This is a genomic window from Acinetobacter sp. 1207_04 (genome assembly GCF_052850415.1).
The window spans coordinates 121,694-135,210 of sequence record NZ_VXCQ01000003.1 but is presented as its reverse complement, the minus strand read 5'-3'; the positions used below and the strand labels follow the sequence as shown (position 1 = coordinate 135,210).

Below are 13,517 nucleotides of genomic sequence, written 5' to 3'. Positions count from 1 at the left end.
AATTAATGCTGCGTGTTAACCGCCCGAAATAACTGCATCGTCTCATATAAAGGCAGACCAACGACGTTGCTATAACTGCCCTCTATACGAGGAATATATTGTGCTGCAATACCTTGGATTGCATATCCACCGGCTTTGCCAATCGGTTCACCTGTTGCCCAGTAATCTTCCATATCGCTGAGACTTAATTTTTGAAATTCAACCAATGTACGCACGACAATTTGATGTTTCTGGTGACCATTTGCTACACAAACGCCAGTCAAGACTTGATGTTTACGCCCAGATAACAATGACCAAATATCAAAAGCATGTTGCTTAGATTCAGGTTTTCCAATGATGATACCATCAATCATGAGTGTCGTATCGGCGGCAATAACACAAGCATCTACATATTGTGATAAAACTGCTCTCGCCTTTGACTGAGCAAGCCTTTGCACATATTGATCAGCTTGTTCATTCGGCAACACAGATTCGTCAATATCTGGGCTATGGATATCAAAAACCAAACCCAATTGCTGTAATAACTCTCTACGTCGAGGTGAACTCGATGCTAATATTAAATTCGCCATTTCTTTAACAAATAGTACTGAATTGGCCAAAATAAAAGACTACCTAACAGCGGTTGCCAATGTCGTGCAATTGAAAAATGTACACCCATTATTGCTTGCACAAACAATAAAATTACCAAGTATGCTAGCAAGGCTAAAGTTGCAATAATCCATAAATTACTAAAAGTCAGTACACGTCTTTCTCTTATAAAATAACGAGAGAAAAAACAAATAATAACAAAACTCAGTGCGTTTATGCCAAGTGGCGCTCCAAGTAATAGGTCGGTAAATAACCCCATCGTAAAGGAAAACCATACCCCACACCATGTTGGTTGACAGAGCACCCAAAATAAAGTGATTAGTACCATAAATGCAGGACGCCATCCTGCAACGGCATAAGACAATGGATAAACCGTTAGAATAGAGGCAATCACAACTGAAATCACGATCACAAACAAAGGATCGCGATTCTTCTTTTCTTGAGGCAATCTCTTAGCGATCAACATTTGGCTGCTCCATCGCTAAAGAATCTGAAAACAACACCACGACATGATGACCACCCGCGAGTTGCGCTGCTGGTTTAACATCAATTTGTGCAAACTCACCCGTATTATGGCGCATCACTTTAGATACAGTCCCTACTAAATAACCTGCAGGAAAATGCTGTCCTAGACCTGAGCTATAGACCTTATCACCGACTTTAATATTGGCACTTGTCGGTACATATTCCATCTTCAATCGCCCTAAATCACCCGTACCCGTGACAATTGCACGCATACCCGAACTTTCTAAACGAACTGACAATGAGTGTTCTTTATCCGACAGCAACATAACTCGACTACTGTGAGGGTAAACATTAATAATTTGCCCCATGATCCCTTGATCATCAAGTACGGTCTGACCGACTCGTAATTGACTACTCGAACCACGGTTAATAATAATGATATGGCGTAAGGGATCAGCATCTGTTCCAATCACCTCTGCAATTTCCATACGACCATCAATAATCAATGGTGTATTGAGAAGACCACGTAAACGGGTATTTTCTGCTGAGAGTTCAGAGAGTTTTTGCAAACGCACCTGTGCCTGAAGGAGCTCAGCCTGCATTGCCGTATTTTCACGACGCAACTGTGCTTCAGATTTGGTTTGCTGATTCAGCCATTCTTTCGACAACACCGGGTAGCTTGCAAGGGCATAAATTGGATTATATGCCGCATACAAAACTTCTCTTGCAGGTTTCACAACGCTTGAAAAGCGCCAATCAATAAAAAGCACCACAAAGCATGTGATCACTGCAAGAATGAAGGAGCGAAAAGATGGCGGTTGTCTTGAAAAGAGATTCGGTTGCACCGCCCGTCCTTAGCTTATTAGCCTACAAAAAGCATATCGTGGTTTGGATTATCGAAGAACTCGAGAACTTTACCACCACCACGTGTTACACAAGTCAACGGCTCTTCTGCAACCACAACAGGTAACCCTGTTTCTTGTGAAAGCAATTTGTCGAGGTTACGAAGCAATGCACCACCACCTGTCAATACAATGCCACGCTCTGCGATATCTGAAGATAACTCAGGTGGTGTTTGTTCTAATGCAGATTTTACTGCAGAAACAATACTTTGTAATGGATCAGAAATTGCTTGTGAAATTTCATCAGAGGTGACAGTAATCGCACGTGGTACACCTTCTGCAAGGTTACGACCACGAACTTCAATCTCAAGCGGTTTTGCACCCACTTCAGGTAAAGCCATACCCACTTCTTTTTTAATGTTTTCAGCAGTTGTCTCGCCAATTACACAACCATGCGCTTTACGCACATAATTGATAATTTGCTCATCAAATACATCACCACCAATACGAAGCGAGTCCGCATAGACACAACCCTGCAATGAAATAATCGCAATTTCAGTTGTACCACCACCAACATCTACCACCATTGAACCACATGCTTGTTCTACAGGCATGCCTGCACCAATTGCAGCAGCCATTGGCTCTTCAATCAGGCGAACATCTCGTGCACCCGCATTAAATACCGCTTCTCGAATCGCACGGCGTTCAACAAGTGTTGATTTGCATGGTACACAAACCACAACACGTGGTGCAGGTGGAAATAAGCGTTTTTCATGCACTTTACTAATAAATTGATTTAACATAGTTTCAGTGACTTCGAAATCTGCAATCACACCATCCTTCATTGGACGGATTGCAGAAATATTTGCAGGTGTACGACCAAGCATTTGCTTAGCGTCTAGACCTACGGCTGCAACAATTTTCTGCGAACCACTGTGACGAATCGCCACAACTGTTGGTTCATTTAATATAATGCCCCTTCCTGGTGCATAAATAAGTGTATTTGCAGTACCTAAATCAATGGCAAGATCTGGCGAAAACAAGCCAATTAGTCGTTTTAGAATCACAGGTCGTTCTCAGTTTAAACTTTATATGGACGCAAGATGGCAACTTTAACTAAATGTGATGCTTTGGACAAGTCAATCGCTTATTATAAAGCACTATATTTTGAATTTTTTTAATACTGATCAGGTGAGAAACATGTCAACTTCAGATGCACAGCAATCTGCCGAGTTAAATGCACAAACTGTTTCAGCTATCGCCAATCTGGCTCGACTGGAGCTAAATGAGGCGCAATCTGCTGAATATGCTCAAAGTTTAAACAAGATTTTGGGGATGATGGAAAGCTTAAAAGGTATTGATACTGATGGTGTTGAGCCATTGAAAAGCCCATTTGATAATCCTCAACCACTTCGTGCAGACCGCGTGTCTGAAAATAATCAGCGTGATACATATCAGGCAGTAGCTCCTGCTATTCAGGATGGTTACTACCTCGTCCCTCGCGTGATTGAATAATATTTAATCGGTTTAACCTTTTTAAAAATTAACGTAAAGAATTGTACCCATGACTGATTTACATCGTTTATCGATTCGTGAAATGACTGAGGGCTTAAACTCAGCTCAATTTTCGTCACGCGAATTAACGCAGCACTATTTAAACCGTATTGCTCATATTGACACACAAGTTCATTCTTATATTACCGTAACTGCTGAGCAAGCTTTGGCACAAGCTGATGCTGCTGATGTTGTGCTTAAAGCAGGTAATGCTTCTGTTTTAACAGGTGTGCCAATTGCCCACAAAGATATTTTTTGTACGCAAGGCATTAAAACCACTGCGGGTTCCAAAATCTTAGATAATTTTATCTCTCCTTATGATGCAACTGTCGTTGCTAAAGGCAAAGTTGCTGGTCTAGTCACTTTGGGTAAAGTGAATATGGACGAATTCGCAATGGGTTCGACCTCTGAAAATTCATTCTATGGCGCAACGGCTAATCCATGGAATTTATCTCATGTTCCAGGTGGCTCTTCAGGTGGTTCTGCGGCAGCTGTAGCCGCTGATCTTGCACCATTTGCAACAGGTACAGATACAGGTGGTTCGATTCGTCAACCTGCATCTTTTTGTGGTCTTACAGGCTTAAAACCGACGTATGGTCGTGTTTCTCGCTTTGGTATGATTGCTTATGCATCATCATTGGATCAGGGTGGTCCAATGGCACGTTCAGCAGAGGACTGTGCTTATTTGATGAATGTTATGGCAGGTCACGATGCAAAAGATTCAACTTCAGTTGAAAAAGACGTCGACAACTATGTGACAAACTTAAATGCTACATCGGTTAAAGGCTTACGCATTGGTATTCCTAAGCAATACTTCAATGTTGCAGGTTTGGATGCTGATGTTAAAGCACGTGTTGAAGAATCTCTGAAAAAATTGGAAGAGATGGGTGCAACATTGGTTGAGATTGACCTCAACATGACTGAAAGCTATGTTCCAACGTATTACCTGATTGCCCCTGCTGAAGCATCTTCAAACCTACAGCGTTATGACGGTGTGCGTTATGGCTACCGTTGTGAAAATCCTGTCGATTTAACTGATTTGTACAAGCGTTCACGTTCGGAAGGTTTTGGTAAAGAAGTTCAGCAACGTATCCTCATTGGTACGTATGCACTTTCTGCGGGTTATTACGATGCGTACTATGTGAAAGCACAAAAAGTACGTCGTTTAATCCAGCAAGACTTCTTAAAAGCCTTTGAATCTGTTGATGTGATTGCAGCACCATCTGCGCCAACTACAGCGTACAAAATCGGTGCAAATTTAAGCCCGACTGAAATGTATTTGGGCGACATTTACACTCTTGCTGTGAACTTGGCAGGTCTTCCTGCAATCAACGCACCTGTTGGTTTTGACCAAAACAACTTGCCTGTGGGCTTACAGTTGATTGGTAATTATTGGTCAGAGTCTCAATTGTTGTCTGTGGTGCATCAATATCAACAAGCAACGGATTGGCATACGAAACGTGCGGCAATTGCTGAGGAGAATGCATAATGGCTCAAGCTCAAAAGAAACCTAAATCTTTATTGATTCATGGTTGGGAAGTCGTTATTGGTATCGAAATCCATACGCAACTTGCAACAAATTCTAAAATTTTCTCAGGTTCTTCAACAGAATTTGGTCAAGACCCAAATACACAAGCGAGCCTTGTCGATTTGGCAATGCCAGGCGCACTTCCTGTTTTAAACAAAGAAGTGGTTGATCTTGCGATTCGATTTGGTTTAGGCATTGATGCTTACATTGACCAAGCTTCTATATTTGCACGTAAAAACTATTTCTACCCTGATTCGCCAAAAGGCTACCAAATCAGTCAAATGGACAATCCCATTGTTGGTTTGGGTCATATCGATATTCAACTTGAAGATGGCACTGTAAAACGTATTGGCGTGACACGTGCGCACCTTGAGGAAGATGCAGGTAAATCGGTTCATGACCAATTTGAAGGCATGTCAGGCATCGATTTAAACCGTGCAGGCACACCGCTTCTTGAAATTGTTTCTGAGCCTGATATGCGTTCGGTTGAAGAAGCGGTTTCTTATATCAAGTCTATTCACACATTAGTGCGTTGGTTAGGTATTTCTGACGGTAACATGGCGGAAGGTTCATTCCGTTGTGACTGTAACGTGTCTTTGCGTCAACCGGGTGATGAGTTCGGTACACGTTGTGAGTTGAAAAACCTCAACTCGTTCCGTTTCATTGAGCAAGCGATCAATGTTGAAATTGAACGTCAAATGGATATTTTGGAAGATGGCGGTAAGATCGACCAAGAAACCCGTTTATTTGATCCTGTGAAGATGGAAACTCGTTCAATGCGCTCGAAAGAGGAAGCGAACGATTACCGTTATTTCCCTGATCCTGATTTGTTGCCTGTAATCATTGCCGATGCGCAAATTGAAGCAGCGCGTGCTGAGTTGCCTGAGTTACCGAAAGCTCGTCGTGCTCGTTTTATCGCTGACTTTGGCGTGACTGAGTATGATGCTCACGTTCTGACTTTGACTCGTGAACTTTCTGAGTTTTATGAAGATGTGGTGAAAGCTGCTGGCGGTGCTGCGCAAGGTAAAGTGGCTGCAAACTGGGTGATGGGTGAATTCTCTGGTGCTTTAAACAAAGCGAGCCTAGAACTTCAAGACTCTCCTGTATCGAGTGAAAAACTGGGCGGTATGATTGCTCGTATTGTTGATAACACGATTAGCGGTAAGATTGCGAAGCAAGTGTTCGGCTTTATGTGGGATGAAGGCAAAACTGCAGACGAAATTATTGCGGAAAAAGGCTTGAAACAGGAAACTGATACAGGCGCGATTGAAGCGATTATTAAGGAAGTTCTTGCAGCCAACGAGAAGATGGTTGAAGAGTTTAAAGCAGGTAAAGAAAAAGCCTTTAATGGTCTTGTTGGTCAAGTGATGAAAGCGTCTAAAGGGAAAGCCAACCCTGCTCAAGTAAATGAGTTGATGAAGAAACTGATTGGTTAATCTAATTAGTTTTAAAAAACCCGCTTTAGAGCGGGTTTTTTATGCAATTTCTTCTCTTTTAAAAAAATCACAAATAGATTGATAAATAAATATAGAATAATCTAATGAATTATTAAATAACTCATATACAGATTTTATATCTCTCTGCAAATTAAAATTGTGTATACCTTCATGTACAATTAGATTTCTTAATTTCCCTAACTCTAAAAATGCATCTTGTTTAGACTTTAAATACTTATCTGCTTTAATTTTACCTGCAATAAATTTTTTAAAATCTTCACCAAATGCCCCATAAAATGGCCCCGCACTATTATTCTTCCAATCAAACATAGTATGAAACTTTCTATCCACAGCTTGGGTGCGAATAAAGTTTTTTGTTAATGGATTATCTCCAGATAAAAAATTTGGTAAAAAATCCAACCATTTCTTTTCAAAAGAATTTGAACACGCTACTAAAAAACTTTTTGTATAAAGATTATTGTACCCACTATAGAAAGATGTAAGTTCTGCATGATTAATTAGAATTGAGTTTAATATTTTATTATCTTCACTATAATCTAAATACATATCATGTATAAGGCTAAATTCTTTTGAACCTCTATAATCATCATTATCAAAATTCATATTAAATTCCCTTCATACTAAAAAATAAACGTGACTCCTTTAATCGATTATTAACATTATTTTTAGAAGTTGTTTTATCATTGCAAGCCTCCAAAAAGCCATCAACCATTTTTAAATTTTTAATTAATTGATCTGTAATATCAACTTTCTGAATATCCTCAGCCCTAATTTTATCTCTATATAAACCATAAAATACAGCCTCAAATACAGGAATGCTTATTTTTTTTATTTTAGGATTATCTTCTAATGTATTCGAAAATGTTCCTATATCAATATGTTCTATTGAAGACATAAAACTTTCCCAAATTTTTGTAAAATTATTTAATTGTAAATCATCAAATTCTTTAGAAAAATTAGCAAAATTATTTAGAAAGCTTAATATTGAATTTTGATATAAAATTTTATTAGTTTGAGGGTATGCAGGATGTGTTTCCTTTCCACCAACTATTAACATCGCAAAAAAACGCAAAATTAATTCTATATCTTTTAATCTATTATCAGGGTTTTACTTACCAAAAAAATTTCGCCATACAGGGTTTTTGTTCAATTCGACTAATAAATTCAAAAATTTGGATGAATATAAAGACATTCTTATTTCTTGTCCATTAAGATTCACACCACCACTATTTAACCTATTAAAAATTTCATATCTTGCTAAATGTTCTTCATCACTAGACTCTGCTGATTTAATAACCATATTTCTAATAGTAGCTAAATCTAAACCTACTTTATTATTTACATCAAGCGTTTGATAGTTTTTACCGTCTAAGGGGGTAACTAAACTGTCAGGAGTTGCTTTAGTCTTTAATTTCAAATTAAAGTTTGTAAAGTATTTATCATTATTTAAAAACTCTTCTTTAAATAATGAATGATCACACGTATTTTCAATATTTCTCAATTGATATTTTGCATCATTTTTTGGAAATCGTCCTTTCACAAAAAAATAAAGACTTAAGAGTCGTTGTTGCCCATCTATAACTTCAAAATTATTTCTAGATTTTTCATATAAAAAAATCTGCGGAATTGGCAACCCAATTATCAAAGATTCTATAAGTTTAGATGCTTTTTGAATATCCCAAACAAAATTTCTTTGGAAACTTGGTATTTTAAAAACACCTTTATCCATAAATGCAACAATTGTCGCAACATTAAAATCGTTAGGTGTTGTTACCAAATTAAAATTTGACAATGCGTAACTACTTTCATCATCATCTACCAAGTCATCCATGAATAAATTTTCGTTATTTTCCACTTTTATCCCCGTTAAAAATTGAAGTTGGAAATATCACACAATATATAAATAAAAACAATACCTTACAAAAAAAATTTATATTTATTAAATAATAAACTAAAACTTTCCTCTATAATATTCCCCCCTCATTGACTCTGGCCCGTATTACAATAGATACACTTTTTTATTTGGCCTACTAGGTTAACAAATCAAACAGCCAAAGCCACCTTAAACACCACACCTTTCTTTTTATTCTCAACCTCCACCCAACCACCATGCAACTTCACAATCGACTGTACAATCGCCAAACCTAAACCACCCGTTTGCGCCTTTTTATGACGAATGCCATCCACCTGATAAAACAGATCAAGCAGATGCGCCAAATGCTGTTTACCTATAAGCGTATTTGTATCAATACATCTGCTTTAGCTTAATAATCTGTAATTCAAACAAGAGGGATCACTCCCCTCTCACCACACCTAATTTATTCCAAAGATCAGGGGTTAAAAAAGTCACCACCAACTTATTTAAATCGATATATTTCACCACACCATTTAACTGCTGTTTAATCTCAGGAGTTTTCAAAATTTCTTCACCTGTAATACTCCCTAGCTCCTGAAAACTTTCACCAACAGCTTGCAGACCTTCTGCCTTAATCACTGCTTGTGCTTGTGTAGAACACTGTTCCGTTAAAATCCGCTGTAAAGTCTGCGCTAAATTTTTATCTAAAGCCGTTTTTTGCTCAGGCGTTACATTGCTAAAAGCTTTCAATTCAGGATGCTGCGCCAATGCAGTAAATGTCCATTGCAATACTGTGGTTTTATCTGCTGCGGTGGTCGATTTCACCAAACATTCACTGAGCTGATTGACTGTCTGCCCTGCATTAGCAAATTGAGTCGCACTCAACATACCTGCAACCATCAACGTAGATGATGCCAAACGAGAAAATTTAAAACGCATAGATACAAAAGCCGACATGGGCAAAGCTCCAAATAAAAATCAGCTTAGTTGTATCACATCGCAATTTTAGCGCTGTTATAACTCTGTAAAAAAGTCTTCATCATTCACTTTTCAAATACAGCATTCGTACAGATCATGCTATTTTTGAATCACACTATTTCACAGAAGAACAATAATGATTGACCTCTCACGCTTAGCTTTCGTCAATCCATCTTTAGCCAAGTTAGGACTAAGCACACTATTTACACTGTCAGCAACATTATTCAGTACACAGATTTTTGCAGAGATCAAAACATTTGACCCGCAGTTCCCACAGTTTTCAGAGAATGCAATTGAACGTAAAAAATCTAACCGCTTCTATTCATTGGGAGATGCAACATTTTCAAATGGCATCAAAATTCCTGCCTATGGTGTAATGGTACAAAACCCGATGGATGATGGATTACTCAAGGACAGTGAACCATGTACAAAAAAAACCTGTAATTTTAATTTCACACTCAAAGCACAAGATGCGACACAACTTAAACTGATCGAATTACCGAGCATTGGTTATGTACTTATTCCACGCCATTGGACAGATATTTCTGCGGGAACAGGGGCAAATGGTACAGGTTCAGCACTGATCATGAGCCCAAATCAAAAAGAGGCGATTACGTTGTATAATTCATCGGTATGTGCAGGTTGTGGTTACCCAAATGCAAGTCTGTATTTTCCACAATTACTCAAACAAAGCTTGGAATATGAATATGGTGGCGTGCAAGATCGCAATAAAAAGTTAACATTGGTTTATCCATTAAAAACGACTGCATTTTTTAGTTATCAAATTCCAAATATCAGTGGGAAAACGCATGGTGTTGCCAAGTATATAGATGATGGTGATTTCAATTTTGTAAACATTCACCTGACCTTAGAACAACAAAATCGGCACTTAGCTACCCCTATTTTAAATTTTTACAATGCAACGCATTAATCTCATATTTAATATTTTTTTCAATCCTATTTTGTATGGCTTTTTTTCATAATACTTACACCTAAATCACTCATCTCCATGCTGTCACATGCAAAGGCTTGGTTGTATAATTCATTTGAAATCTTGGCTGATTTCATCCCTTTTCATCTGAGTACATCATGTCCAAAACTTTGGCAACGCTGATTGGCTTTAGCGCCATTTTACAATGGTCTGCAATTGTAGGTTTACTAAAAAAAATCAGTTTTAGTATAGGTGCTGATTTGGCAGTTACTTGTATGTATAGCTTCAGTGCTGTCATTTTGTTGTTGATATTCCGAATCCCCAATTTAAAGCTGATTCCGAAACCTTATCTAATCTTTGCCACGCTTTTGTTTGTGGTGTATGAGCTATGTTTTTCTTATGCCATTGCTTTAGCACAATCTGCACAGCAAGCCATTGAAATTAGTTTGGTCAATTATTTATGGCCAAGTATGACCATCATTGCACTTATTTTATTTAAAGAAGTCAAATTCAATCCTTTTGTAATTATCGGTTTAGCGGTCAGTTTAGGCGGAATTGTGCTGATTCAAACAGGCAATGGTCATTTCAGTTGGACAACGATTTTTAGTAATATTCAACAAAATCCTGTGAGTTATCTCTTAGCCTTTGCAGGTGCATTGTTATGGTCACTATATTGTGTTATTACCCGTAAATACAGTCAGGGGCATAACCCAATTGCACTGTTTTTCTTAGTGATCACTATCGTGCTGTGGGCAAAAATGTTGCTTTTACATGGTGTTCCTGAATTTCCGAGCATTGAACCAGATATTCTCATTTATATGCTGTTGCTTTCAGTCGTCACAGCACTCGGTTACGCTGCTTGGAATATCGGGATTATTCAAGGTAATATTGCCATTTTGGTGGCTTTGTCGTATTTCAGCCCCATTTTTTCAACACTTATTTCTATGACTATTTTACAAACAAGTTTACCTATCGAATTTTGGCATGGCGTATTGTTGGTGACAGGTGGCTCTTTAATTTGTTGGGTATCGACCAATTGGCAACAAATCAAAGAACGTATATTTCCCGTAGCTTAAAAATAAATCTTTAAAAAAGGCACATTACTTCAACTGTTTAAGCATTTGTTTTGCACCTGCATGGTTATAGCTACTTGCCAAATTTTGTAAAATTTTCTTTGCACGATCATCTGCATTATTGAATCTGCGACTATAAGCAGGAATACTCGTTAAACAACGTGCAACGAGCATGCCTGATTCTGCGTATGCATTAACACCTGTATTTCCTCTTAATCGCCCATAACCATACGCGAGTTCCGCATTATTACAGGCATTAATTTGATTCTGCCCACGACCTAAATCTTTACGTGCAGCAGCATATAATTGCATTTGTTGTGTTTGTGGCGAAACCGTAACTTTTACAGATGGCGTAATAGTCTGTTGATTGTTTACTTTTTTATCATCTAATTTCTTCTCCTCTATTTTTTTCTCTTCTGTCTTTTTGTCCTGTTTTTTCTCTAGTGTTTTTTTATCATCTTTTTTCTGCGTAATCACATTTTTCTGATTTTGCGTATTATTTTTTTCCGTCACATTCTTCATGCCGTAAAATTGATTGATTTCATCCAAAGATAAAGCCTTAGTTTGCAAAGCAACCAATCGGGTTTCGCTGTCTTTTGCCAGTTTCTTTTCAGCAACAGGTTCAATCGACACCAACCACGTAGAACCATTATTTTCTAAGCATTGATATGCACCAATACCCTGCTGAACACTGCTGTATGTGCTCAATAATTTTTGTGACCATTTATCTTTAATCAATTTCATCGAACTTTTATGTACTTGTTTAAGCTTACCGCCTTTGGCTGTACAATAAGCCGCTAAAGTCAATTTAGGTGTCAATGATTGTACATTCTGCTGACCCTGTTTTGGATCCCAGTAATAAACATAATCTTTTGCTGTACCATTGGTAGTATTCAGATTTTTCTGATCAATGACCTGTTGTGGTGAGCTATAGCTCTTAAAGGCATCTGTGCTAAAACCACCCATGCTCGCACAACCCTGTAAAGCAATACCTAAACTTCCTGTCAGGAAAAGTGCTTTTAAATTCACATCTGATTCTCTATGACTTTGAAATATTGAAAATATATGAAAATCAAACAAAAAAATAGAGTCAAAATATTGATTTTATTGTTTATTTTTACCAAATAAAATATGACTTAATATTGTAATTTCACTATAAATGCCAAACTTGAAGCATTTATAATCCAAAGCATAAAACAAATAACATTTTTCTTTCAGCTATTTCAATAACCTTAAAATATGACTTAAACGTATATGGTTAAAATCTTGCTTATACACAGCATAAATTGGTGCGATACAGGGTATATCTGCTTGTAAAGTCTTATAAACAATTTGATTGTTCCAAAAATCTCGAATGGCTTCAGGAACAATCGATAAGCCAATACCTGCGGCTATCAAATTTAAGCTTGATGTTAAACGTGGTGCCTCCTGTACAATATTTGGACTAAAGCCTGCCTGATAACAACTCGCTAAAATATTATCAAACAAATCCTGCCCTGCTAAACGTCTATATAACACAAAATCATAAGGCTCTAAATCTAAAAGGTGAATGCTCTCTTGCTGTATTGCGAGTGGATGATTATTAGGTAAAGCCACAATTAAAGGCTCATCTAAAACATGTAAACTCGTTAAACCCAAACCAATCGGAGCAGGTTTACGTAGAAAAACAATGTCATTTTTTTCATTGAGAATAGAGTCAATAAGCGCATTGCTTCCATCTTCTTCTAAATGAATGGAAACGGCAGAAAATGCATCACGAAAATTACGTAATAATGCGGGCAAAAATGGATGCAAACCGACTGAATTCGTAAACCCAATATTCATCTGACCTTCTAAGCCTTGCGCAATATTTTGTACACGTTTAGGAATGGCTTGCGCATGTGCCAATATTGTCACTGCTTCTTGATATAAAGCTTTCCCTGCTTCTGTAACCTCAACTCCACGTGGTAATCGCTTGAGTAATGTTGTATTTAACTCATCTTCTAAACTTTTGATCATGCGAGTGAGTGGCGGTTGCTGCATATTTAAACGAACAGCTGCACGAGAAATATTACTTTCCTCAACCACAATAACAAATGCATTCAGTTTATGAATCTCTATCATTCCAACCTCATTTATTCATACTTTATTGATATGGGTAACAGCAAAAATAGCATTTTTAAACATATCTAAACAAGCGCATACTTTCCACAAGTTCTAATCAGTCGGATCATTTTAATTTGTGCAATAACATAGATAGCGAGATG

16 protein-coding genes are annotated in these 13,517 nt (G+C 37.7%); 5 read left to right on the top strand and 11 right to left on the bottom strand.

The features are described 5' to 3' along the window. Positions 1 to 2: 2 nt before the first annotated feature. Genes FW754_RS04145 through FW754_RS04130 form a run of 4 tightly spaced genes read right to left on the bottom strand, consistent with a single transcriptional unit; the run spans position 3 to position 2,962 of the window. Positions 3 to 569, bottom strand: a complete 567-nt coding sequence (locus FW754_RS04145) for a Maf family nucleotide pyrophosphatase (RefSeq protein ID WP_419346538.1) — start codon at positions 567 to 569, stop codon at positions 3 to 5. Next, entirely contained in the window at positions 557 to 1,054 is a 498-nt protein-coding gene (gene mreD, locus FW754_RS04140; protein WP_409511288.1) for a rod shape-determining protein MreD, read from the bottom strand. The genes FW754_RS04145 and mreD overlap by 13 nt, the downstream gene beginning before the upstream one ends. After that, positions 1,041 to 1,898 carry a rod shape-determining protein MreC gene (gene mreC, locus FW754_RS04135; protein ID WP_409511289.1) on the bottom strand — a complete coding sequence of 286 codons (858 nt, stop codon included), beginning with the start codon at positions 1,896 to 1,898 and terminating at the stop codon, positions 1,041 to 1,043. Before mreC ends, mreD begins: the two co-directional genes overlap by 14 nt. A gap of 17 nt (positions 1,899 to 1,915) precedes the next feature. After that, entirely contained in the window at positions 1,916 to 2,962 is a 1,047-nt protein-coding gene (locus tag FW754_RS04130; RefSeq protein WP_409511290.1) for a rod shape-determining protein, read from the bottom strand. A gap of 133 nt (positions 2,963 to 3,095) precedes the next feature. Between FW754_RS04130 and gatC the strand changes: the two genes are divergently transcribed. Genes gatC through gatB form a run of 3 tightly spaced genes read left to right on the top strand, consistent with a single transcriptional unit; the run spans position 3,096 to position 6,413 of the window. After that, entirely contained in the window at positions 3,096 to 3,410 is a 315-nt protein-coding gene (gene gatC, locus FW754_RS04125) for an Asp-tRNA(Asn)/Glu-tRNA(Gln) amidotransferase subunit GatC (RefSeq protein ID WP_409511291.1), read from the top strand. 49 nt (positions 3,411 to 3,459) lie between these two features. Beyond that, positions 3,460 to 4,938: an Asp-tRNA(Asn)/Glu-tRNA(Gln) amidotransferase subunit GatA gene (gene gatA, locus FW754_RS04120; RefSeq protein WP_446323950.1), complete on the top strand. Its 1,479-nt coding sequence runs from the start codon at positions 3,460 to 3,462 to the stop codon at positions 4,936 to 4,938. Continuing rightward, a complete protein-coding gene (gene gatB / locus FW754_RS04115) occupies positions 4,938 to 6,413 on the top strand; it encodes an Asp-tRNA(Asn)/Glu-tRNA(Gln) amidotransferase subunit GatB (RefSeq protein ID WP_446323949.1) in 1,476 nt (491 codons plus the stop codon). The genes gatA and gatB overlap by 1 nt, the downstream gene beginning before the upstream one ends. Positions 6,414 to 6,452: 39 nt before the next feature. Here the strand turns inward: gatB and FW754_RS04110 are convergent, their stop codons facing one another. The 5 genes from FW754_RS04110 to FW754_RS04090 form a co-directional block, all read right to left on the bottom strand. Further along, entirely contained in the window at positions 6,453 to 7,037 is a 585-nt protein-coding gene (locus FW754_RS04110) for a HEPN domain-containing protein (RefSeq protein WP_446323948.1), read from the bottom strand. 1 nt (position 7,038) lies between these two features. After that, positions 7,039 to 7,506: a hypothetical protein gene (locus tag FW754_RS04105; RefSeq protein WP_446323947.1), complete on the bottom strand. Its 468-nt coding sequence runs from the start codon at positions 7,504 to 7,506 to the stop codon at positions 7,039 to 7,041. A 36-nt stretch (positions 7,507 to 7,542) separates the two neighbouring features. Continuing rightward, positions 7,543 to 8,289: a DUF262 domain-containing protein gene (locus FW754_RS04100; RefSeq protein WP_446323946.1), complete on the bottom strand. Its 747-nt coding sequence runs from the start codon at positions 8,287 to 8,289 to the stop codon at positions 7,543 to 7,545. A 188-nt stretch (positions 8,290 to 8,477) separates the two neighbouring features. After that, positions 8,478 to 8,684 (bottom strand): ATP-binding protein, encoded by a 207-nt coding sequence (locus FW754_RS04095; RefSeq protein ID WP_446323985.1) that lies wholly within the window; start codon positions 8,682 to 8,684, stop codon positions 8,478 to 8,480. Positions 8,685 to 8,727: 43 nt separating this feature from the next. Beyond that, entirely contained in the window at positions 8,728 to 9,246 is a 519-nt protein-coding gene (locus tag FW754_RS04090; protein WP_446323945.1) for a hypothetical protein, read from the bottom strand. Positions 9,247 to 9,403: 157 nt separating this feature from the next. Here FW754_RS04090 and FW754_RS04085 point away from each other — a divergent pair, with 157 nt between their 5' ends. Together FW754_RS04085 and yddG are read left to right on the top strand one after the other, a co-directional pair. Continuing rightward, positions 9,404 to 10,198, top strand: coding sequence for a DUF4850 domain-containing protein (locus tag FW754_RS04085; RefSeq protein WP_446323944.1), 795 nt, complete (start codon positions 9,404 to 9,406; stop codon positions 10,196 to 10,198). A gap of 158 nt (positions 10,199 to 10,356) precedes the next feature. Further along, a complete protein-coding gene (gene yddG / locus FW754_RS04080; RefSeq protein ID WP_409511297.1) occupies positions 10,357 to 11,274 on the top strand; it encodes an aromatic amino acid DMT transporter YddG in 918 nt (305 codons plus the stop codon). Between the two features lie 24 nt (positions 11,275 to 11,298). Here yddG and FW754_RS04075 read toward each other — a convergent pair whose 3' ends face one another. Continuing rightward, on the bottom strand, positions 11,299 to 12,300 hold the full coding sequence (locus tag FW754_RS04075; protein WP_446323943.1) for a hypothetical protein: 1,002 nt from the start codon (positions 12,298 to 12,300) through the stop codon (positions 11,299 to 11,301). A 189-nt stretch (positions 12,301 to 12,489) separates the two neighbouring features. Then, a complete protein-coding gene (locus FW754_RS04070) occupies positions 12,490 to 13,374 on the bottom strand; it encodes a LysR family transcriptional regulator (RefSeq protein ID WP_409511299.1) in 885 nt (294 codons plus the stop codon). Positions 13,375 to 13,517 lie beyond the last annotated feature (143 nt).

What these genes read in the sequence shown, in the direction of transcription:
- gatA (WP_446323950.1), top strand. Translation starts at nt 3,460, where the DNA reads ATGACTGATTTACATCGTTTATCGATTCGTGAAATGACTGAGGGCTTA.
- FW754_RS04110 (WP_446323948.1), bottom strand. Translation starts at nt 7,037, where the DNA reads ATGAATTTTGATAATGATGATTATAGAGGTTCAAAAGAATTTAGCCTT.
- FW754_RS04090 (WP_446323945.1), bottom strand. Translation starts at nt 9,246, where the DNA reads ATGTCGGCTTTTGTATCTATGCGTTTTAAATTTTCTCGTTTGGCATCA.
- gatC (WP_409511291.1), top strand. Translation starts at nt 3,096, where the DNA reads ATGTCAACTTCAGATGCACAGCAATCTGCCGAGTTAAATGCACAAACT.
- FW754_RS04145 (WP_419346538.1), bottom strand. Translation starts at nt 569, where the DNA reads ATGGCGAATTTAATATTAGCATCGAGTTCACCTCGACGTAGAGAGTTA.
- FW754_RS04085 (WP_446323944.1), top strand. Translation starts at nt 9,404, where the DNA reads ATGATTGACCTCTCACGCTTAGCTTTCGTCAATCCATCTTTAGCCAAG.
- FW754_RS04070 (WP_409511299.1), bottom strand. Translation starts at nt 13,374, where the DNA reads ATGATAGAGATTCATAAACTGAATGCATTTGTTATTGTGGTTGAGGAA.
- gatB (WP_446323949.1), top strand. Translation starts at nt 4,938, where the DNA reads ATGGCTCAAGCTCAAAAGAAACCTAAATCTTTATTGATTCATGGTTGG.
- yddG (WP_409511297.1), top strand. Translation starts at nt 10,357, where the DNA reads ATGTCCAAAACTTTGGCAACGCTGATTGGCTTTAGCGCCATTTTACAA.
- mreD (WP_409511288.1), bottom strand. Translation starts at nt 1,054, where the DNA reads ATGTTGATCGCTAAGAGATTGCCTCAAGAAAAGAAGAATCGCGATCCT.